Origin of the sequence: Companilactobacillus versmoldensis DSM 14857 = KCTC 3814 (assembly GCF_001434295.1) — a bacterium.
Taxonomy (GTDB): domain Bacteria; phylum Bacillota; class Bacilli; order Lactobacillales; family Lactobacillaceae; genus Companilactobacillus; species Companilactobacillus versmoldensis.
Genome location: NZ_AZFA01000006.1, coordinates 57,405 through 78,051, shown reverse-complemented (window position 1 = coordinate 78,051; position 20,647 = coordinate 57,405). Strand labels below are relative to the sequence as shown.

The following is a 20,647-nucleotide window of genomic DNA, read 5'->3' as shown; positions in this document are numbered from 1 at the left end:
GGAGCTCTCATGAAAGAAAATTTTGACTTCTTAATGCCTAGTGTTAACTTTTTCGGCGCTGGTGTTATTAAAAAAATTGGTGACCGTGCCAAAATGTTAAATATGACTAACCCATTAGTCGTAACTGATAAGTTTTTGGAAAGCGTAGATAATGGTCCTGTAGCCCAAACATTGGATTCATTAAAGAACGCTGGCGTTAAATACACTATTTATAACGGTGTTGAACCTAACCCTAAAGTACACAATATTCAAGCTGCTAAAAAGGTTTACTTAGATAACAACTGTGACGGTATTATTACTGTTGGTGGTGGTTCAGCCCATGATACTGGTAAGGGTACTGGTATTATTTTGACTAACGGTGATGACATCACTAAATTAGCTGGTATCGAAACTCTTGAAAATGCGCTACCACCATTGATGGCTGTTAATACCACTGCCGGAACTGGTTCAGAACTTACAAGACACTGTGTTATCACTAACACTGAAACACATCTCAAGTTCGTAGTCGTTTCATGGAGAAACATCCCCTTGGTATCATTCAATGATCCAATGTTGATGTTAGACGTTCCTAAGAAGTTAACTGCTGCAACTGGTATGGATACTTTCGTTCAATTGATCGAACCATACGTTTCTACTAACCGTAACGAAATCACAGATGCTCAATGTCTTGAAGGTATCAAATTAGTTGAAACTAGTTTACGTGAAGCTTATGCCAATGGCCATGATGTTGATGCTCGTACTAAGATGGTCGAAGCTGAAATGCTTGGTGGTATGGCCTTCAATAATGCTGATCTTGGCTATGTCCACGCCATGGCTCACCAACTTGGTGGTCAATACGATGCTCCACATGGTGTATGTTGTGCTATCTTGTTACCTATCGTTGAAAAGTACAACATCGTTTCTAACCCAGAAAGATTTGCCCAATTAGCTGTTGCTATGGGTGAAGATACAACTGGTTTGTCAACTCGTGATGCTGCTGAACTATCGATCAAAGCCATGAGACAAATGTGTGACGATGTCGGTATCCCACGTTCAATCAAAGCCATCGGTGCCAAACCAGAAGATTTCGAATTAATGGCTGGCAACGCTTTGAAAGACGGAAATGCCTTCTCAAATCCACGTAAAGGTACTAAAGAAGAAATCGTTAAATTATTCCAAGAAGCTTATGATGCAGAATAATTAAGATATGCAAAAGGACTGACAACTATGATTGTCAGTCCTTTTTTATACCCTTAATTCTTATTTATAGCCATTAGCACGGTTAGAAGTTTGAAGATTTTCATTAATACTTTTATCGGCGATATCAAGTGCTTTGCCAATATCGCCACCGTTATAAACGGTTTCCATGGCAACTTCTTCAAGCTGTCGTGTCAACTGCATACCTTCCATCAAAATACCGGAGTTAAAATTATTCGGTTTAGCCGTCGCTAATTGTTGGCCAGGAACCTTAGATTCAGGACTCTTCTTATAGAGATCTTTTAAGATTTTGCTCTTTTGAGAGTCTTTATTAAGTGCTAAGTAACCTGTATCCTTTTGCCACTGTGCTTGAACTTCTGGTTTCAAAGAATACTTGATGAATTCATAAGCACCTTTTTGAATATCTTTGGGTTTGTCATTTGAGATCCACAAAGCAGCTCCACCAATGGCAACACCATTAGCTTTTTGTCCGTCTGGGTGTGGGAAATAAGTGATACCTAGTTTGTTAGTATTGTTAGCTGTCAATTGACCAATACTTGCTGAAGATTGAATAAAGATACCAACCTTGTCTGACAAGAAGCCAGCTGTTTGGTTGGCGCCAGCACTAGCACCTGAACCATAGTCAATAAAGTCGCCTGATTTGATATTTTCACGGATCCACTTCAAAAATTCAACTGTTTGTGGATTGTTCAAATCGACCTTCGTTGGATTGCCTGTGTGGCCGTCATTGTTGTTAGCTAGAGAAGTTTTGGAATTAGCTAACGCCTGTTCCAACAACCATCCATAAACTTGGACAGTCATCCCTTTAGTCTTATGACCAGATTTCTCATACAATTGTTGAGCAACACGGGTGATGTCGCTATATGAAGGAGAAACTGGTGGTTTCTCAATCCCATATTTTTCAAGCAAAGTCGCATTATAATACAAAACTGGTTGGGAAGTATTAAAAGGCATCCCTTGTTGTACGCCATTACTTGAATAAAAGGCCCTCGCACCAGGAGCAATTTTACTTACATCATAATGATCCTGGTCGATGAATTTTTGCACGGGTGTCGTGAATCCACTGTGGATCATTTGGGCAGCTGAGATATCAAACGCTTGGAAAACTGCCGGTGAAGTACTAGTCCCATGGGTTTGTAAGATTTTTTGAATCGCTTCATCATAGGAACCTTGATATTTTGGCACCACTTTGTATTTAGTCTGGGATTTATTGAAACCATCGACGACTTTTTCCAAAGCATCTTCAGATGGACCACCCATCTCGTGCCAGAAAACAATTTCCGTCCGCTTATCACTAGCTTGCGAACGAACTGCATTGATACTCGTAAAGATAGCCACTGCCAAGATTCCCAAAACTAGGACCAGTGGCAAAATTAATTTTTTGGTGTATTTCATTACTTGACCGCCCCTTCATTCATACCTGATTTGAAATAATGTTGTCCAATAAATAAGACAATGATCGTTGGGATAACGATGATTGCCGCACTAGCTTGAATCATCCCCCAATCATTGAAAGTCTCTTCAGATTGCAATTGTTTCAAACCATTTTGGATAATTCGTGAATTATTACTAAAAGTCGTCAACATTGGCCATAAATATTGATTCCAAGCACCTAAGAAACTATAAGCACCTAAGGTGATCAAGCTGATCTTGTTGTAAGGCAAAACGATCCGTGAATAAAATTGGAAATGGTTCAAGCCTTCGATATCAGCAGCCTCTTTTAACTCCTTAGGTGTTTGTTTAAATGATTGTCGCAACATAAAAGTTCCAAAAGCAGAAGTCAAAAACGGAACGATTAAAGCTGCGTAATTATCTAATAAGCCTAAACTTTTGATAGTTTGAAAATTAGGAATGATTTGAGCTTCAAAAGGTAACATCATCGTTACTAAAAACAGGGCGAAGAATAATTTTCGATACTTGAACTTCAAAAATACGAAGGCATATGCACTCATCGAACAGAAGATCAATTGAGCAATCATTGTAATCGTTGAAATTACCAAACTATTAGCTAAATAACGTAAAATCGGTGTTTTAGTTAAAGCGGCGATATAGTTGTCTAAAGATAAGTTCGTGTTGAACAGATCACCTTTGGCAATCGACATAGTTGGTAAGAAACTAGTCCAAATACCAATGAAAAATGGTGCTAGGATAACTAGCGCGAGAGCGATCAATACTACATAAGTCATCAAACGCTTCAAGACTGCTTTTTCGTCTATATTTTGCATTAATAATTGACCTTCTTTTCTAAGAATTTGAATTGAATCAAGGTAAAGAAGGCAATGATCACTGTCAGGATGATTGCTTCTGTACTAGATTTGGCATAATTACCACTGTAAAAGGCATCCTTATAGATCCGATAAACTAACATGTTCGTTGCATTAGTCGGACCACCTTTAGTGATCAAATCGATCAAGCCAAAACTCTTGAAGGCATCAATAATAGTAATAGTTGAAACAAAGAATAATGTTGGTGAGATCATTGGCAAAGTAATTTTGAAAAATTGTCGACTTGATGATGCTCCCTCAACTTCAGCTGCTTCATAAAGTGAACGTGGTACAGATTCGATCGAACCTAATAAAATCAAGAAAGTAAAACCAAGATTCATCCAAACCGTCGTGATAATAACTGCTAGCATGGCATTCTTAGGATCAGTCAACCAATTGATTGGTGTTAATTTAAGTGCATTACTTACTAAGGCAAAGAATCCAGTTGAAGGGTTGAACATGAATAACCAAAAAATCGCTGCGACCGCTACTGAAACACCCATAGTCATCGAGTATAAAGTTCGAAAGATCCCGATCCCTGGTAATTTCTTACTTGCTAAGTTGGCTAATAACAAGCCCATCGTGATAGTCAAGACCGTTACCGCCAAAACATAGATCAAAGTAACGAACAAACTATTCATAAAATCAGCTGAGCTGATCAAATTTACATAATTTTGCAAACCGGTGAAAACGGTCGTGTTTCCAAAAGTATCTGTCAAAAACATACTGATATAAAGAGTTTTGAACAATGGATAAAAAACAAACAAGCCTAATAGTAATAACGATGGACCGAGAAAGAACATTGAAAAGTATTTATCATTTGCATTCAAACGAAAGACAAACTTTTTCTTCGAAACTGACTTCTTTTCTGAAGCAACCTCTGAAGTAGCCGGCGTTTTAAGCATTATAAGCTACCCCCTGTGTCTCGGTGATATTGTTACCATCGAGATCAAATAATAAAGCTTTACTGCTGTCATCGCAGGTGATCTCAATACTTTCAAACGGATCGAAAACTGCCTCGCTGGCCACTATCACAGAGATGACACCGCCATGATTCATTTCCGTGTGAACGATTTTTTCATCACCTAAGAATTCAACTGCTTTGATCGTTGCATTAGCATGTAATTCATCAGCCTTATTCACTTGTAATTGGTTAGGACGGATACCGATACGGAAGTTTTCTTCTTCGATTGTCTGAGCTAATTCAACTTCGAAATCCTTGTTGACCAGTGCAATATTTTCAGAAACTTTTTTAGCATTCATCAAATTGATTGGTGGAACTCCGAAGAAACTAGCTACGAATTCATTCGCTGGATGATTATAAATTTCTGTAGGTGTACCAACTTGTTGGATCTTTGAATCATTCAAGACCATGATATGATCAGCCATTGTCATTGCTTCCACTTGATCATGGGTCACATAGATCAGCGTCAAACCTAACTTGCGTTGCAAAGCATAGATCTCTTGGTGCATTTTGATCCGCAATTGGGCATCTAAGTTTGATAATGGTTCATCCATTAAACAGATCTTGGCATCGCTCGCTACTGCTCGAGCTAAGGCAACACGTTGACGTTGACCACCGGACAATTCTCGAGGTTTACGGTCACTGAACTCTTCTAAGTTGACCATTTTCAAAGCATTATCGACCCGTTCTTTGATCTTTGCTGCATCATTTTGACGAGCTTTCAGCCCAAAAGCGACATTATCCCAAACACTTAAAAATGGGAACAAGGCGTAGCTTTGGAAAACCATCGTTAAATTACGATCCTTAGGTGGCAAATCATTAACAACTCGATCCTCGATCTTGATCGTTCCGTCAGAGATCTCAGTCAGACCAGCAATCATTCGTAGCAAAGTACTTTTACCACAACCTGATGGTCCAACGATGACAAAAAATTCCCCAGTTTTGATCTCAGCAGAAACATTATCCAAAACTTTTTTCCCCTGAGCGTATTCTTTCGATACGTTTTTTAAAATAGTTGGCATAAATAATTCCTCCATAACATTCAATAGTCTGATTATGGAAAAGAGTTGTATATATCTAATCTATTTAATGTAAATAAATTGTAAAATTACTGTATATTTTCAATAAAGTTTCCAAAAAAATAGCAATTTAATTATTAAGTTTGGGCATTTATTGACCAAATTAAAATTTTTTTAGTATTATAAGAGTATAAAGATGTTGTTATTAGACAACAAAATAAAAATAAAGTGAGGAATAATTCTGATTGAATGCACTAATTAGCATGTATGGACCGTTTTTCGATCTCCACAATTGGGAAACTGTTATTGAATCTGGGAGCGACTGGATGATCATCCTTTCTCTAGTCGTGATGGAATGTATCTTGTCAGTCGACAATGCTGTTGTTTTAGCCGCGCAGACTCAAACTCTGCCTGACAAGGTCCAACAGGAAAAATCCCTATTTTACGGACTTATCGGTGCATATATCTTCCGATTCATCGTAATTGGATTAGGTGTTTATCTAATCAACTTTTGGCTGATCAAAGCTTTAGGAGCAATTTACCTACTCTACTTAGCTATCAAGTTTTTCTTTATTGATAAAAAGAAAGATAGAACAGTCAAAGTTCCCGAGAAAAAGCCTGAGCCTAAAGGCTGGAAAAAACATTTACGGATCTCGACTTTTTGGCAAGTAGTCATCTCCATTGAATTGATGGACATCGTATTCTCAATTGATTCAGTTTTGGCATCACTGGCTATTTCTGAAAACCCCGTAATCGTATTGATCGGTGGTATGATCGGTATCTTAGCTATGAGAGGTATCGCTGAGATCATCATGAACTTCATGAATAAGATCCCCGAATTACAAGATATGGCTTACTTCTTGATTTTATTTATCGCCATTAAGCTTTTCTTGTCGATTCCATTGATCAATATTCACATTCCAAATACAGCTTTCGTCTTCGTCTTGATTGCTGCAATCATCATCACTCTGGTGGTTCACTTCCGGAATGTTAAAAAAGCTGAACAAAAAACCGCAAATCAAAACGACAATTCCTAATCGGAATTGCCGCTTTTTATTTCTAAATAAATTTGTATTATTTGAATTTTTATAAGTATCAACTATCGTATCCAAACGATAAATATTTTATAATACGGTTAACTTATAGACAAGGTGAGGTGTCACGACCATGAATACACTAATCGAGTTGTATGGTCCTTTTTTCGATCCAAATAATTGGCGCACAGTCTTGACCTCAGCAGACGGATGGTTGATCATCCTATCGCTAGTAGTCATGGAATGTATTTTGTCAGTCGACAACGCCGTCGTCCTAGCAGCCCAGACCCAGTCGTTGACCTCAAAAGTCGAACGTGAAAAATCGCTTTTTTATGGGCTCGTCGGCGCATATATATTTAGAGTCATCGTTATCGGAGTTGGGATCTATTTGATCAACTTCTGGTGGATCAAAGCCCTCGGTGCCATTTATCTCTTTTACTTAGCTCTGAAATTTTTCTTCTATGAAAAGAAACAACCTAAAGTCACCGAAGTTCCCACCGAAAAACCTCAAGCAACTGGCTGGAGCAAATATTTGCACATCTCTAACTTTTGGAAAGTCGTCATCTCCATTGAATTGATGGACATCGTATTCTCTATTGATTCTGTTTTAGCAGCTCTGGCGATTTCCGATAACCCAGTCATCGTTTTGATTGGAGGTATCATCGGCATCTTGGCAATGAGAGGTATCGCTGGTGTTATCATGGGTTTGATGCAACGAATCCCCGAATTGCAGGACATGGCTTACTTCCTGATTCTCTTTATTTCAATCAAGTTACTCTTGACCATTCCTGCAATCGATATCCACATCCCAAATATCATCTTCGTCTTTGTCTTGATCTTCGCCGTGGTCATTACTTTATTAGTCCACAATCACAATAGTAAAAAAGCTAAAAATAAAGAAGAATAATTTATCGCAAAATAACCAACGGTCCTATTGTAAGGAGCGTTGGTTATTTTTATTGGGACATTTTTTTGAGATATTGAAAAATATCGTGATCGTGGAAGTAGACAAAACATCCCTTGATACCACGTTTCAATAAAACATTCATCGAATTAAGGATAATTTCTTTTTTGACGGCTGAAACATCTTTCAAATCCGACTGATGCCGTTTTTTAAAGGCTTCCTGATCTTCATACTTGGCAATATCGACTTTGATCTTACCATCACCAGCATACTCGATCGAAGGACCGATGATGACTGCAACATAATTCAAATCAAATCCCTGAACGGTATAAATCGAACCTATTTCGTTGATAGTATCCTCTTTTTGAGCCCAAGTAGTCTTGGAATAATTGTATTGATCCCAAGGTAAATGGAATTCCCCTTCGTCAACGAAATGTTTTTTGCCATCTAAGATCGAAGGATAATCAGCTGTTGAAACAATTCTAGCTTGTCCAAAATTATTATTTTTCTCACGTAATTTTTGATACATCGTCTCAGCATCTTTAAAAACTCGAAAATCATAATCTTCTTGCATTCCACCCAAATAATCATCATCTTTTGACGTAATATTTACTGACGACAATTTTAGGTCGTTGGTCAAACGGTCGACCCAATTGATGATAGTATCAGGTGCTTGCATCCGCATCTGAACTTTTAACGTGGCCGAATCATAGTTCAGCGATAATTCATCGATTAAATGTTTGATGATATCTTGTGACCAATAGCTTTTCATTTTAAGCACTTGCCGTTGATCGTAAACAAAGATAACGACTTTACTAAGTTTGATGATCTCTTCTAATTGATTATTTTGTTCGAAATTATTGTATTTATCGCTCTCACTAAGTAGTAAATGAGCTTCATCAATAACTACGATATCTGCATTCTTTTGTTGCTTATGCATTTGATTGATAAATGAAGTCGGCCGCAAGAAATGATTTTTCCGTAAATCTGAAAAGTACCCGGCATTATCTTGATAGACTTTCAATAACTCAGGATGATTGACCAAAAAGTAATTATTGGTGCCATTAAATTTTGAGAATTCTTTTTTGGATGCTTGTTCTAGAGTCAAAAATAGTTTGGTCAAGATGACGCTTTTGCCAGTCCCAGCATCACCGTTCAATTGGAAAATCCCTGACGTCCTGTCCTGCAAGTTTTGCTGACAAAAATTTAGGATTTGTTGAAAGACTTGTTCTTGTTGGCTGGTTAAATTTTTATTTGGTAAAACTGAATCGAGCATGTTGCCTCCATTAATTTTAAGAATAGAAAAAGCGCCAATCCACGAATGAATTGAACGCTTGATGGTTATATTTCTAAATAATCTTCATTTCGAAATTCTGATGGTGTGTAGCCGGTATATTTTTTGAAGGTCTGACTGAAATAGCTGATGCGAGTGAATCCTAATTCATCAGAAACTTCACTGATGCTGTGGCCGGTCTGTTTCAAGATGATCATCGCCTTTTGGACTTTCCGGGCATTCAAATACACAGAGAAACTCAATTTGGTCTCACGTTTAAACAATTTGCTGAAGTAATAGTCTGATAGAAAGACTTTGCTTGAAACTTGGTCAAGCGTCAAATGTTTATCAAGGTTTTCATCGATATATTCGATGGCGGAGATTATCGCATCATTAGATGTAGATAGTTTTTTGAGTTGTTGTAATGCGTTATTATCATCATCATTCAACTCGTCGATGATATCATTTACTTCGATTGGATATTTGATCATCAACGAACTGATACCGTGGTTATCGATCAAAATGCGACTGATACTTTGAATCATTCGTTTCAAAAAATCACAATGTTCCTGAAGTTGGGCTACTAAAAGGTTATTGTCTTCAACTGACTTAGTATCTAGTCGTGGATGAACACAACAGATCTTACCGATGATCTGACCAATCGATGATATCCTGATGGACGCATCTGCGTAAGCCAAGTTGTAATCGACGCTGTTTTCGGCAATCTCATTAAAATTCTTCATCTCAACTAATTCAGAAAAAGTATCTCCATGAGCAGTATTACCGAAAATGGACGACTTTAAATCGCCACTATTGTCAACGACATACAGCACCACGTGATTAGTATAAGCGTATGTTTCTAGTAGCCTGATCAAGGTTTTTTCATTGCTAGATAGTAGTGCCTCAATGTCGAATTCTTCCATAAACATCTTCCCAACTTTTTGCAATTAATACTAATATTATAATGACAAAAAATTGTTAATTCAATCATTACGATTATATTGTTTATATAATTTTGTTATTGAGATACTCAATCAGGACTTGCGCATTGTTATATTTTTGTTCTTTTGAACCAAATAATAACAATACATCTTGATTTTCCAATGCAGTTTTGATAGTGTTTAAAAATTCTGGCGTATAATCGTTTGCTTCGATTTCTGCTATATAACGTTTTTTAAACTCGGGAAACTTTTCTGGATCGTGTGAGAACCACTTTCTTAAATCAGCTGAGGGAGCGATTTGCTTTGCCCAAAGGTCCAATTGTGCACGAACTTTGGACATTCCACGTGGCCACACACGGTCGATCAAAATTCTGTAACCTGTCGGCAATTCCTTGTCGTATATACGTTTAACAATTATTTTACTCATAATACAACTACCCCTCTTTTGAATTAATGACAACATAATTGTATCATAGCAAACGTTAATACATTTATAGGAGGATATATGGCTACTACTAAAGAAATCGTCTCTTTTAGGGATGTAGCGAAAATTTATCGTGGACGACCTGCCGTCTCTGACGTCAACATCACGATCAAAGAAGGGGAATTCGTCTGTTTCATCGGTACTTCCGGTTCCGGAAAGACTACCACGATGCGGATGATCAATCGGATGCTTGAACCTACTAAAGGTACTATTATCTTTAAAGGTAAAAACATTCGTAAATATGACCCTGTTCGTTTACGCAGAACCATCGGTTATGTGATTCAGAACAATGGATTAATGCCCCACATGACTATTAAAGATAACATTACACTCGTACCGAAATTATTAAAATGGTCGCAAGAAAAAATGGACAAAAAAGCGCATGAACTGATCAAGCTAGCTGAATTGCCAGATAGCTATCTCGATATGTTCCCCGCCGAACTTTCTGGTGGACAACAACAAAGAATCGGTGTTGTCCGGGCTTTAGCTGCCGATCAAGATATTATTTTGATGGATGAGCCCTTTGGTGCGCTTGATCCAATCACTCGTGATAACTTACAAGACTTAGTTAAAAACTTGCAAGAGACCTTAGGTAAAACTATCGTCTTCGTTACTCATGATATGGATGAAGCCTTAAAATTGGCAACTCATATCGTCATTATGGATAGTGGAAAGATCATTCAAGATGACACACCAGACAATATTTTACAGCATCCTGCAAATGACTTCGTTAAGGATCTATTAGGCGAAGAGCGTTTACTTCAGGCTCAGCAAAATACTTTGTCTGTTGGTGACATCATGTCAAAAAATCCCGCACATATCACTTTGGGCAGATCATTATCCGAGGCTATTTGGGAAATGAGTCGTCATCATGTCGACTCACTCTTAGTCACTGATGATAGTAAAAAGCTCAAAGGTTACATTGACTTGGAAACTATCAACGACCACTATTCCAAGGACTTGAGTGTCAGCGATATTTACGCTAACAATTTGATCAAGGTCCGCAAGGATTCCTTCTTGCGTGATACTAGTGAGCGTATTTTGAAACAAGGCTATAAGTACGTACCGGTCGTTGACAAGGATAATACCTTGATTGGTATAGTTACCCGTGCCTCGCTGGTAAACGTCGTCTACGACGCTATCTGGGGTAAAGAAGAGCTTGAAAATCCTGAAGATGCCAATCTACCAGTTTCCATTTCTAAAGGAAGTGAAAATGCATGATTGACTTTCTCAATCAGCACGGCTCAGAACTTATCATCAAGACCTGGGAACAGATCTACATTGCCGGTTTTTCAATCTTACTTGGTGTAGTCGTCGCTGTTCCACTAGGCATCCTGTTGACTCGTTTTCCAAAGACAGCTAAGTATGTCATGTCGATCAGCAGTATGTTGCAAACGATCCCTTCACTAGCTTTACTAGCACTGATGATACCAATCTTCGGTATCGGGACTTTGCCATCAATCGTGGCGCTGTTCATTTATTCATTATTACCTATATTAAGGAATACCTACATTGGTATGTCGAAAGTTAATCGCAACTTAGTTGACGCAGCTAAGGGAATGGGAATGACCACTATGCAGTCGATCATTCACGTCGAAGTGCCAATGGCGATGCCGATCATCATGGCTGGGATCCGCTTGTCGACTATTTATGTCATCTCTTGGTCCACTCTAGCTTCCTATATTGGAGCTGGTGGCCTGGGTGATTTCATCTTCAATGGTCTGAACTTGTACAACCCTAGTTTGATCATCGGCGGTACTATCCCCGTAACATTGCTAGCGATTTTAGCTGATTATTTATTAGGTAAATTGGAAAAACATCTTACTCCAACTACTAAAAGAAGTGAGGTGTGATCATGAAGACTTTCAAAAAATTTATTACACTATTATGCCTCTCAGTCTTAATTTTCGTTTCTGGCTGTGGTTGGCCTGGTCTTAGCGGCAGTTCCAAAGATACGATCCGTGTTGCCAGTCTTTCAACCACTGAATCAATGATTTTAGCTGAGATCATCATGCAACTGATCTCTCACGAAACTAATCATAATACCGAGATCGTTAATAATTTAGGATCGGGTCAATTAGTTCACCAAGCATTAGTCAACGGTGATGCTGATATTGCTTCTGCCAACTTTACTGGTAACGAATTGATCACGACTTTGAATCATGCCCCAATCAAGAACGAGAAAAAAGCCAACGCGACTGTTAAGCGGCTCTATAAGCAACGCTTTGATGAAACTTGGATGCCTACTTACGGTTTCGCTGATACTTACAATATGCTGGTTACTCAAGAAACTGCTAAAAAATATCATTTGAATAAGATCAGTGACCTGAAAAAAATCGCTCCGAAGATAGATATCGGTGCCGATAACATTTGGATGAATCGTCCAGATGACGGATACGATGCCTTTTCTCAAGCTTATGGTTTCAAATTCAAACGGGTTTATCCAATGCAGATTGGACTAGTTTATTCGGCCGTAGCTGCTGGCAAAATGTCAGCTGTCCTAGGTTATTCAACTGATGGTCGGATCAAGAGTTACAACCTTAAAGTGCTACCTGACGATAAAAACTTTTTCCCACCTTACGATACAAGTATGGTCGTTAATAATTCGACCTTCAAAAAATATCCTGAATTGAAACCATTACTGCATCGACTAGACGGAAAAATTTCTGTTGATCAAATGCAAACTATGAATTATGAAGTTGATAACAACTTACGCGAACCAGCTGACGTTGCTAAACAATTTCTGACCCAACACAACTACTTTAGAGGTGATAAATAATGGTCGATCAGCCCTTGTGGAGCCAATTAGTTTTTTACTTCACCCATAATGGGATGTACATACTGGAACAATTTGGTCGTCACTTTTTGATCTCCTTCTACGGTGTCTTAATTGCAGCCGTTGTCGGTATTCCGTTAGGAATCTATATGGCCAATCATTTTCATCTAGGAGATTTCATTATCAGTATCGCCAACGTTATTCAAACGATTCCTTCCTTAGCCATGTTATCAATAATCATGTTATGGTTAGGACTAGGAGTAAATACCGTTATCGTAACGATATTCTTGTATTCACTCTTACCAATTTTGAAGAATACTTACACAGGTATGAAAAGCGTCGATCCTAATACGATCGATTCAGCACGAGGAATGGGAATGACTTCATTTCAGATGCTCTACATGGTCAAATTACCCTTAGCCATGTCAGTCATCATGTCAGGAATCAGGACCGCCATGGTCGTGTCCATCGGGAATACCGCCATTGGTGCCTTTGTTGGTGCCGGTGGACTGGGTGATTTGATTATCCGTGGAACCAACGCAACAGATGGAGCTCCCCTAATTTTAGCCGGAGCTTTACCAACTGCAGTCATGGCAATTTTGACAGATCTGATCATCGGATTCCTGCAAAAACGCTTTGAACCAACGGGTTATTTTAAAGAAGAAAATTAATTTTTAGCACTCGAATATTTCGAGTGCTATTTTGTTGCATTTATCAAAAGAAGAAACTACACTGTATTTGTAATGAGGAAAGGAAGTATGAATATGACAAACGAAATTATGGATCGTCGTAACGATATTAGAGACTGGATGAACAATGATCCTTGGATGAATGGTTTCTCATCATTATTCGGAGATAATTTCCCAACAAATGATACACTCAAAACAGACATCAAAGAATCAGATAAAGATTATTCAGTAAAGGTTGATATGCCCGATTTTGATAAGAAGAATATCAATGTAAGTTACAATAACAACACATTGACGATCAGCGGACATAGAGACAACTTTGCCGATCAAAACAACAAGAACGGTGACGTAATTATGAGCGAACGTTCAAGCGGTCGTTTCTCAAGACAATATCACCTACCAGCTGTTGATCAAGATAATGTCAAAGCCAACTATGATAATGGTGTCTTGAAAATCACTTTGCCAAAGTTAGCCGAAAATAAAGATTCCAGTCATCACATCGAGATCAACTAAAATCTCAAAAAATCAAAAATACGACTCCAGCAAATAAAACCGAAACCCCTCAAATAAAAAAACATTTGTTGAAGCCAAACCAAAAGGACCAACCATTCAAACCGAATGGTTGGCCCTTTTGACGTCAACTAGTTTTCACCATTCAAAAAGAGATAAGCGATAAGCGAAAACTTCATAAATAGTTCACATTTTCAAAATAATTCATTCATCTTTATCCGTTAGTATATTACTTGTTGATGAGAGGAACAGCCTTTCATCTCTCCCCCTATAACATAATATACAAATATATTTTAATCCCCTAAAATATAATCCCTTAAAAATAACACTCCTCCCCAGAGTGTTATTTTATTTTGCCCACTAAATTTTAGAGATGCACAAAAAACTACTTATGAATGATTTAGCCAAATTCAAAAAATTCCCAACTTCACTACAAGTTAGACAGTAAGATATGTTTCTGATAGCATTTTAATTAGTGATGAAAACAATTCACATTGCTTTCACTTTATCCAGGGGGATTTTTTTGATATCAGCAATACTTTATACCGCAATATTTTTAGGGATTATCTATCTACTTTACCTAGTAATATATCCAGCATATTTACTTAGAAAACATGCACTGAAATATAAATTAAGATTAGTAATCGGCATAATCGCCGCTTTTTTGATCTTACCCAAAGCAATCGGCCTACTAATGTTCGGAGTTCAAAGTGCCCTGCCCAATCAACCATTAAAAGTCGTAGATACCACACCAAATGCCGACAGTAATGACAAAGTGGCCATAAAAGGTAAGACAAAACCAAACGCCAGCGTAAACATTTCAGATGACACAGCAAAAGTCGACCAAGATACCCACGCCAACAGTTCAGGAAATTTCCAATTCAAGAACCTCAGTGCCGAAAAAACTTATGACATCAGCTTAAATTATTGGGACTCCACACCAGAAAGTATCAGGATCTCACCCAATAACAAAGAAACCACTAAATTTGAAAAAGCAGACCAGAAAAAAACTAAATCCCATAATACTGATACAAGCGATATAACCAACAAGAAAAACGGCCAAGATGCAATCAATGGATTCACGGATGATATGGATGCATATCTGAATAACAAGTATCCAGAAATATCATTCACTTATGACAATAAAAACAAAATAGCCCAATTCATCGTCCCCAACAAAACAGCCTCAATGAATAAATCAGAAAAGAAAAATTATATTAATCCAATCAATGATCGAGTAGGATTATTCGCCAATGCCGAAAATTTGGATATTCCCACAATTCAAGTAAAAACACAGAATGGAACAAAAATAGCACGCAGCGGAATATTAGGAGTAAAAGTCTACAGATGAAAGAAAACTGTGGCGTAACGTTTCAAAACTGCTTGAAAACAAATGAAACTTCACAATTAATTCACATTTCCAAAATAATTTATTCATTGTTATTGTTTATCATAGTACTTGTAGATGAGAGATGAACAATCTCTTCTCTAATCCCCCCTATAACATAATATAAATATATTCTTAATCCCCTAAGTATATATAATCCCTTGAAATAACACTCCTCCCCAGAGTGTTATTTTTTTGTATGAAAAAAGCTGGATCAATTAATCTGAAACGTTATAGCTGGATAAAAATATGCAACGTTTGATCCCGAACTTCACTGCAATATTGAAGAATACTGCAATAGCTGAAAGAGGCGGCAAAGCCGTCACGCCTCCGCGACAGAAGAAAACTGCAGCAGTTAAATAGAAAATTCTAGAAATATAGAAGAATATTGCAACATTAGGACTCAAACTTCACTGCAGTATAGAAAAATACTGCAATTGCGGAAAGAGGCAGCAAGGCTGACACGCCTCCGCGACAGAAGAAAACTGCAGCATTAGGCCTTGAACTTCACCGCAATATAGAGAAATACCGCATCCAACTACCACAGCAGCAACAGCCCACCAAAAAAAATTTGATAGACCAACCCAGGCGGAGGGATAAATAATTTTTGGGCTCAGTGGTGAAATTGTTCTTAGTGAACGAAGTGAGCTTAGAACAAGACCCAGCTTGAAGACCCCCAAAGGGAGGCTCCAAGTGGCGTCCACCACGTTCCAGCCCAAAAAATTATTTATCCGGAGCCGGCAGTGAACCCCCACCCAAAAAAAACCTTCAAAGAAAAATCACAAATAGAAAACAAATAATTCAATAAAAACCATTAGTATATAACTTGTAGATGAGAAGGAACAGAGAGTCCTTTTACTACATCCCCCCTATAACACATAAAAAGTGCATATAAATATAATCCCATAAAAAAAGCCATCCTTCCCCAGGATGGTTTTTTTACATTACAAAAATAAAATCATCAAGCCGGCTTAACACCATAATGAATCGCCGCCGACTTCATCATCAAATTGCGAACCCGGATGTTGATAAAACCAGCATCACGATACATCCGCACCAATTTTTTGATACTAACAAACTTGTTGACCGAATCATCCAGGTATTGATACTCAGGCTTGTGCGAAGCAAAAACCTTGCCCATAGTCGGCATGATCTCATTAAAGTAAAGTTTCCAGCCCCATTTGACCACCGGAGTCTCCACCTTGAAAGCTTCAAGGCAAAGTAATTGCCCATTAGGCTTCAAGATCCGGAAAATCTCCTTCAGTACCTGATTGGCATCTGGAACGTTGCGCAGACCAAAACCAATCGTAATCACGTCAAAAGTATTATCCGGGTAAGCCAACTTCATAGCGTCACCTTGTTTTAATTGGACGTTATCAAGCCCAGATTCGTTGATCTTCTTTTGACCAATTTTTAGCATCTCACTGCTAAAATCCAATCCAATAACATGGGCTCGTTCAAATTTGCTAGCTAACAATAAACTCCAATCGGCCGTACCACAACAAAGGTCAAGGATATCCATTGGATTACCCTTGATCATATTAGTTGCTTGCATACGCCATTTGTTATGAGTACCTAAACTCATAATCGAGTTCAATTTGTCATAATTGCCTGCTATGGAATCAAAAACATTTTGAACATCTTTTTCTGGTACTTTATTAGTTAAATTTGCCATCTACTCACCCTAACAATCAATGAAATACTTATATATAAGTATATATTAAAATTGCGTTGAGCGTTAGTCATTTACTCAATAAATTTCTTCCGAGCATAAAATCTTAAGTAACGATTTTTTTCAGTTAATTGATATTTTGAAACGCCACCATTGGCCGGTTGCACAATTTTAGAAAGATCATTGATCTCCAACACTTGTCGTAAGATAGCCCGACTAATAAAACCGTGGCAAACTGCCATAACTCGTTGATCACCAAGTGTTGAGATATCTTGTAAGAAACTCTCGACACGGCGATATACTGATTGATAGCTTTCAGCGTTTTCGGCATACTCGATAAAACTCGGTAATAGGAATCCATTCTCATCAAAAGTCTCAGGATGTTCTTGATACAGCTCTTTTTCCGATACGCCATCCCAGGTTCCGTAATCAGCTTCGGCCAAACGATCATCGACGATCAAAGCATCATGGATACCGTTATTTAAAATTTGAGCTGTTTCTTTAGCACGTTTCAGGGGGCTAGTATAAACAATATCGAAGGTAGTCATATCGATCTCATTTCTTAATGCTCGAGCCTGTTCGATACCAGTTTGGTTCAAAGGCATATCAGTCGATCGACCATTGACTCGCATCTCGTAATTTGTATCTGTTTCGCCGTGACGAACTACATATAATTCAACCATCTTGTACTCCTTTGTATTCTAAGTCGTTTAATCCTGATGTTTATCCAGTTCAAATAGCAGCTTCTCCAACCTTTTTTATAGTAAGTGAAAACATCAAGAAAACGCAAGCTGAAAAGCTTTTCGCAAGGATATTTTTCTCCGATAGCTTTAGGATCATTATTGACATCTGTTTTCAAATTTAATATAGTATAGAAAATTGAATTGCCTTTAATCTTAGTCCCGTGAGGCTAATAAGGAACGCTTAAGTCTTTTATTGAAGTCTTTTATTTCGACATACACGGGATAAAGGACTATTTTTTTGGGCAAATTCTGGGGGTTAGAATATTGGATACAAATGATAAACATTATCGCAATCCCGAAGCTGTCTTAGACTTATATGAACGTCCACCTTTGGCAACTTGGCCATTGCTTTCTTTACAGCACTTATTCTCAATGTTTGGTGCTACTGTTCTCGTGCCACTTTTAGTCGGCCTGGACCCAAGTATTGCGCTATTCAGTTCTGGTATCGGAACGATTTTGCACATCTTGATCACTAAGGGACGCATCCCAGCATATATGAGTTCCAGTTTTTCCTTCATCGTCCCAAGTGTGGCACTGATGAAGACCGCTGGTTACGCTGGAGTTGCCCAAGGGACTATCGCCGTCGGGCTAGTTTACCTAGTCGTTGCCACCATCGTTGGTATCGCCGGTTCTGGCTGGATCGACCGGGCTTTACCACCAATCGTCGTCGGACCGATTGTTATCGTTATCGGACTTTCAGTTGCTAGTTCGGCTGCTGACAATGCCATGATGAACGGCAAGCATTATGATTTAACTTATTTTGGTGTAGCTATTTTTACGCTGCTGGTCACAGTTTTATTCAATATGTATTTAAAGGGTTTTTGGAGCAACATTGCCATCTTGCTGGGAATAGTTTGTGGTTACGTCCTATCTGTTGCTCTAGGTATCGTTGATTTCTCAAAAGTCATCTCAACACCTTGGTTGAAATTACCTGCTTTTGAATTCCCATACATTAGTTACACTCCTAAGAAGATATACTGGGATGCAATATTGAGTTTTGCGCCGATTGCCTTTGTTACGATGGCTGAACATTTGGGACATATCATGGTCCTTGATGAATTGACTCACCGAAACTTCTTTAAAAATCCTGGGTTGCATCGGACTTTAGCTGGTGATGGTACTGCTTCGATCTTTGCTGGATTAGTTGGTGGACCACCGATCACATCTTATGGTGAAAACATCGGTGTTATGGCCGTTAATAAAATTTTCTCAGTTTACGTAATTATTGGTGCGGCCGTGTTCGCTGCTCTGTTTGGTTTCGTTGGTAAATTAAGTGCTTTGATTCAAACGATTCCTGGACCAGTTATTGGTGGTATCAGTTTCATCTTGTTTGGGGTCATTGCCTCAAGTGGATTGCGGATCTTAGTCGACAACAAAGTCGATTTCAATCGTAAACGTAACCTAATGATTGCTTCAGTTATCCTAGTAATTGGTATCGGGAACGCCTACCTACAAATTGGCAGTTTTCAATTCACTGGTATTGGTGTCGCCACTGTTATGGGCATCCTCCTTAACTTGATTTTGCCAAGAGAAGCTCTCTCTGAAGAATAATCAAAATTCATTGCAATAAAAAATCCTCTAAGTTTTCTAAGAAAATTCAGAGGATTTTTTTTATTGATTATTAATATTTGTCGCAAAATCGGGTTCACTAATTGCAACATTTGGTACAGTATCTGAATCTCCGTACGACATCACTACGTTATTAGCATCAATCAACAACCATTCATCGTTGGAGACTTTGCCCCAGAATTGGTTATTTTTATTGCGAACAACTTTGTTGATCTCCCATGAAGAACCTGCGGGTAAACTTCTCGTCATGGAATTTGTTTTGCTGTTATATACCGATTGACTATTTTTCAGCTTGGCTGTTAATGAGTAATCGGCAATTGGGACATTGGATACCCATTGATTAGTGCCGACTCGATAATATGTTAGACCATTAAGAGTCTTCGTTTGATCTGTTTTCCAAGATGAATAGGCTGGTAATATTCGACCAGTCCGACTGCCATTGTCATCAAGGACCTCAGACGCATTATTTAGGGTGATTGTGTCATTCCCGTCTGTGGCAGGAGCTGTGTCAGTTGTCAAAAATGCAGCCAAAACATATCCATTAGCTGACACTTGATAATAAGCGAGACCACTTATTTTTATCAATTGACCCAGTTTCCATGAAGAACCAGCAGGTAAAACTGTACCTGTATCGTTTCCATAACTATCAACTACCTGGCTATCAGTTGTTAAGGTACCAACTTGGTTAGGAACAGCTGAATGGATAATCGTATAGAAAGGAACTCCATCTGAGACAGTAATACGATCAGAACCAATATAGTTATTTGTTGCTACTTCATAATATGTTTCCCCATTGATAAGAATGGATGGACCTAGTTTCCAAGCTGACTGACCTGGAAGAAAGAGACTAGTTTGGTTACCATCTGCATCAACTGTGTAGGCACCACCTAGATCCACCGTTCCAACGGGATTTTTGAAACTATTAATGTTTGTTGTAGTCGCAGCCTTAACAGTAGGTTCAAAATCATTGGCAACACCGCCTAAAATACTAGGTGCAATCAAGGCAGTTAATGCTAAAGCTAACAAAATCCGATTCTTTTTCATTTTAAAATAATCCCCCTCAGTAAAATGTTATCTACTTAAAGTTAAGTATAGCACTCGGCCTTTTACAGTCTAGAACAAATCAAATGCAAAATATCTTTATAAATCAAAAAAATGGATCGTCAACTGAAACAACACAGGAACAATCCATTTCTTATTAGACCTTATAAAAACAACTAG

At 38.2% G+C, this 20,647-nt stretch carries 20 protein-coding genes; 10 read left to right on the top strand and 10 right to left on the bottom strand.

The window, feature by feature from the left end; translation table 11 throughout:
- Nucleotides 1-9 precede the first annotated feature (9 nt).
- Complete coding sequence (locus FC27_RS04685) at nt 10-1,179, top strand: iron-containing alcohol dehydrogenase (protein WP_010625253.1); 1,170 nt, start codon at nt 10-12, stop codon at nt 1,177-1,179.
- Between the two features lie 60 nt (nt 1,180-1,239).
- On the opposite strand, the gene FC27_RS04680 is transcribed toward FC27_RS04685, so the two are convergent.
- Genes FC27_RS04680 through FC27_RS04665 form a run of 4 tightly spaced genes read right to left on the bottom strand, consistent with a single transcriptional unit; the run spans nt 1,240 to nt 5,447 of the window.
- On the bottom strand, nt 1,240-2,592 hold the full coding sequence (locus FC27_RS04680) for an ABC transporter substrate-binding protein (protein WP_010625254.1): 1,353 nt from the start codon (nt 2,590-2,592) through the stop codon (nt 1,240-1,242).
- Nucleotides 2,592-3,422 (bottom strand): carbohydrate ABC transporter permease, encoded by an 831-nt coding sequence (locus FC27_RS04675; RefSeq protein WP_010625255.1) that lies wholly within the window; start codon nt 3,420-3,422, stop codon nt 2,592-2,594. The genes FC27_RS04680 and FC27_RS04675 overlap by 1 nt, the downstream gene beginning before the upstream one ends.
- Nucleotides 3,422-4,366 carry a carbohydrate ABC transporter permease gene (locus tag FC27_RS04670; protein WP_010625256.1) on the bottom strand — a complete coding sequence of 315 codons (945 nt, stop codon included), beginning with the start codon at nt 4,364-4,366 and terminating at the stop codon, nt 3,422-3,424. The genes FC27_RS04675 and FC27_RS04670 overlap by 1 nt, the downstream gene beginning before the upstream one ends.
- Nucleotides 4,359-5,447, bottom strand: coding sequence for an ABC transporter ATP-binding protein (locus tag FC27_RS04665; protein WP_010625257.1), 1,089 nt, complete (start codon nt 5,445-5,447; stop codon nt 4,359-4,361). Before FC27_RS04665 ends, FC27_RS04670 begins: the two co-directional genes overlap by 8 nt.
- A gap of 260 nt (nt 5,448-5,707) precedes the next feature.
- On the opposite strand from FC27_RS04665, the gene FC27_RS04660 reads away from it, so the two are divergent.
- Nucleotides 5,708-6,481, top strand: coding sequence for a TerC family protein (locus tag FC27_RS04660; protein ID WP_155802166.1), 774 nt, complete (start codon nt 5,708-5,710; stop codon nt 6,479-6,481).
- Between the two features lie 130 nt (nt 6,482-6,611).
- Nucleotides 6,612-7,385, top strand: a complete 774-nt coding sequence (locus tag FC27_RS04655; protein ID WP_010625259.1) for a TerC family protein — start codon at nt 6,612-6,614, stop codon at nt 7,383-7,385.
- 49 nt (nt 7,386-7,434) lie between these two features.
- Here the strand turns inward: FC27_RS04655 and FC27_RS04650 are convergent, their stop codons facing one another.
- The 3 genes from FC27_RS04650 to FC27_RS04640 form a co-directional block, all read right to left on the bottom strand.
- A complete protein-coding gene (locus tag FC27_RS04650; protein WP_010625260.1) occupies nt 7,435-8,658 on the bottom strand; it encodes a DUF2075 domain-containing protein in 1,224 nt (407 codons plus the stop codon).
- Between the two features lie 65 nt (nt 8,659-8,723).
- Nucleotides 8,724-9,578 (bottom strand): helix-turn-helix domain-containing protein, encoded by an 855-nt coding sequence (locus tag FC27_RS04645; RefSeq protein ID WP_010625261.1) that lies wholly within the window; start codon nt 9,576-9,578, stop codon nt 8,724-8,726.
- 82 nt (nt 9,579-9,660) lie between these two features.
- The gene (locus FC27_RS04640; RefSeq protein WP_010625262.1) at nt 9,661-10,023 is read right to left on the bottom strand and encodes a DUF488 domain-containing protein; all 363 of its coding nucleotides are present in this window, start codon (nt 10,021-10,023) and stop codon (nt 9,661-9,663) included.
- A gap of 78 nt (nt 10,024-10,101) precedes the next feature.
- Here FC27_RS04640 and FC27_RS04635 point away from each other — a divergent pair, with 78 nt between their 5' ends.
- From FC27_RS04635 to FC27_RS04610, 6 genes are all read left to right on the top strand, one after another.
- Nucleotides 10,102-11,301, top strand: a complete 1,200-nt coding sequence (locus tag FC27_RS04635; protein ID WP_010625263.1) for a betaine/proline/choline family ABC transporter ATP-binding protein — start codon at nt 10,102-10,104, stop codon at nt 11,299-11,301.
- Nucleotides 11,298-11,933: an ABC transporter permease gene (locus tag FC27_RS04630; RefSeq protein WP_010625264.1), complete on the top strand. Its 636-nt coding sequence runs from the start codon at nt 11,298-11,300 to the stop codon at nt 11,931-11,933. Before FC27_RS04635 ends, FC27_RS04630 begins: the two co-directional genes overlap by 4 nt.
- Before the next feature lie 2 nt (nt 11,934-11,935).
- Nucleotides 11,936-12,859 carry an osmoprotectant ABC transporter substrate-binding protein gene (locus FC27_RS04625; RefSeq protein ID WP_010625265.1) on the top strand — a complete coding sequence of 308 codons (924 nt, stop codon included), beginning with the start codon at nt 11,936-11,938 and terminating at the stop codon, nt 12,857-12,859.
- Nucleotides 12,859-13,527 (top strand): ABC transporter permease, encoded by a 669-nt coding sequence (locus FC27_RS04620; protein ID WP_010625266.1) that lies wholly within the window; start codon nt 12,859-12,861, stop codon nt 13,525-13,527. Before FC27_RS04625 ends, FC27_RS04620 begins: the two co-directional genes overlap by 1 nt.
- Before the next feature lie 93 nt (nt 13,528-13,620).
- Nucleotides 13,621-14,058, top strand: a complete 438-nt coding sequence (locus tag FC27_RS04615) for an Hsp20/alpha crystallin family protein (RefSeq protein WP_029508233.1) — start codon at nt 13,621-13,623, stop codon at nt 14,056-14,058.
- 520 nt (nt 14,059-14,578) lie between these two features.
- Nucleotides 14,579-15,406: a hypothetical protein gene (locus FC27_RS04610; RefSeq protein WP_010625268.1), complete on the top strand. Its 828-nt coding sequence runs from the start codon at nt 14,579-14,581 to the stop codon at nt 15,404-15,406.
- Nucleotides 15,407-16,403: 997 nt separating this feature from the next.
- Here FC27_RS04610 and FC27_RS04600 read toward each other — a convergent pair.
- Nucleotides 16,404-17,117: a demethylmenaquinone methyltransferase gene (locus tag FC27_RS04600; RefSeq protein ID WP_010625269.1), complete on the bottom strand. Its 714-nt coding sequence runs from the start codon at nt 17,115-17,117 to the stop codon at nt 16,404-16,406.
- Nucleotides 17,118-17,188: 71 nt separating this feature from the next.
- Entirely contained in the window at nt 17,189-17,797 is a 609-nt protein-coding gene (locus FC27_RS04595) for a histidine phosphatase family protein (protein WP_010625270.1), read from the bottom strand.
- Nucleotides 17,798-18,121: 324 nt separating this feature from the next.
- Here FC27_RS04595 and FC27_RS04590 point away from each other — a divergent pair, with 324 nt between their 5' ends.
- A complete protein-coding gene (locus FC27_RS04590; protein ID WP_010625271.1) occupies nt 18,122-19,408 on the top strand; it encodes a uracil-xanthine permease family protein in 1,287 nt (428 codons plus the stop codon).
- Nucleotides 19,409-19,468: 60 nt separating this feature from the next.
- Here FC27_RS04590 and FC27_RS04585 read toward each other — a convergent pair whose 3' ends face one another.
- Entirely contained in the window at nt 19,469-20,470 is a 1,002-nt protein-coding gene (locus FC27_RS04585) for an SLAP domain-containing protein (protein WP_010625272.1), read from the bottom strand.
- Nucleotides 20,471-20,647 lie beyond the last annotated feature (177 nt).

Excerpts from the sequence above, each read along its gene's own strand:
- FC27_RS04595 (WP_010625270.1), bottom strand. The coding sequence starts at position 17,797 with ATGGTTGAATTATATGTAGTTCGTCACGGCGAAACAGATACAAATTAC.
- FC27_RS04585 (WP_010625272.1), bottom strand. The coding sequence starts at position 20,470 with ATGAAAAAGAATCGGATTTTGTTAGCTTTAGCATTAACTGCCTTGATT.
- FC27_RS04640 (WP_010625262.1), bottom strand. The coding sequence starts at position 10,023 with ATGAGTAAAATAATTGTTAAACGTATATACGACAAGGAATTGCCGACA.
- FC27_RS04600 (WP_010625269.1), bottom strand. The coding sequence starts at position 17,117 with ATGGCAAATTTAACTAATAAAGTACCAGAAAAAGATGTTCAAAATGTT.
- FC27_RS04685 (WP_010625253.1), top strand. The coding sequence starts at position 10 with ATGAAAGAAAATTTTGACTTCTTAATGCCTAGTGTTAACTTTTTCGGC.
- FC27_RS04670 (WP_010625256.1), bottom strand. The coding sequence starts at position 4,366 with ATGCTTAAAACGCCGGCTACTTCAGAGGTTGCTTCAGAAAAGAAGTCA.
- FC27_RS04655 (WP_010625259.1), top strand. The coding sequence starts at position 6,612 with ATGAATACACTAATCGAGTTGTATGGTCCTTTTTTCGATCCAAATAAT.
- FC27_RS04635 (WP_010625263.1), top strand. The coding sequence starts at position 10,102 with ATGGCTACTACTAAAGAAATCGTCTCTTTTAGGGATGTAGCGAAAATT.
- FC27_RS04645 (WP_010625261.1), bottom strand. The coding sequence starts at position 9,578 with ATGGAAGAATTCGACATTGAGGCACTACTATCTAGCAATGAAAAAACC.
- FC27_RS04660 (WP_155802166.1), top strand. The coding sequence starts at position 5,708 with ATGTATGGACCGTTTTTCGATCTCCACAATTGGGAAACTGTTATTGAA.
- FC27_RS04665 (WP_010625257.1), bottom strand. The coding sequence starts at position 5,447 with ATGCCAACTATTTTAAAAAACGTATCGAAAGAATACGCTCAGGGGAAA.
- FC27_RS04615 (WP_029508233.1), top strand. The coding sequence starts at position 13,621 with ATGACAAACGAAATTATGGATCGTCGTAACGATATTAGAGACTGGATG.
- FC27_RS04680 (WP_010625254.1), bottom strand. The coding sequence starts at position 2,592 with ATGAAATACACCAAAAAATTAATTTTGCCACTGGTCCTAGTTTTGGGA.
- FC27_RS04625 (WP_010625265.1), top strand. The coding sequence starts at position 11,936 with ATGAAGACTTTCAAAAAATTTATTACACTATTATGCCTCTCAGTCTTA.
- FC27_RS04675 (WP_010625255.1), bottom strand. The coding sequence starts at position 3,422 with ATGCAAAATATAGACGAAAAAGCAGTCTTGAAGCGTTTGATGACTTAT.
- FC27_RS04630 (WP_010625264.1), top strand. The coding sequence starts at position 11,298 with ATGATTGACTTTCTCAATCAGCACGGCTCAGAACTTATCATCAAGACC.
- FC27_RS04620 (WP_010625266.1), top strand. The coding sequence starts at position 12,859 with ATGGTCGATCAGCCCTTGTGGAGCCAATTAGTTTTTTACTTCACCCAT.
- FC27_RS04650 (WP_010625260.1), bottom strand. The coding sequence starts at position 8,658 with ATGCTCGATTCAGTTTTACCAAATAAAAATTTAACCAGCCAACAAGAA.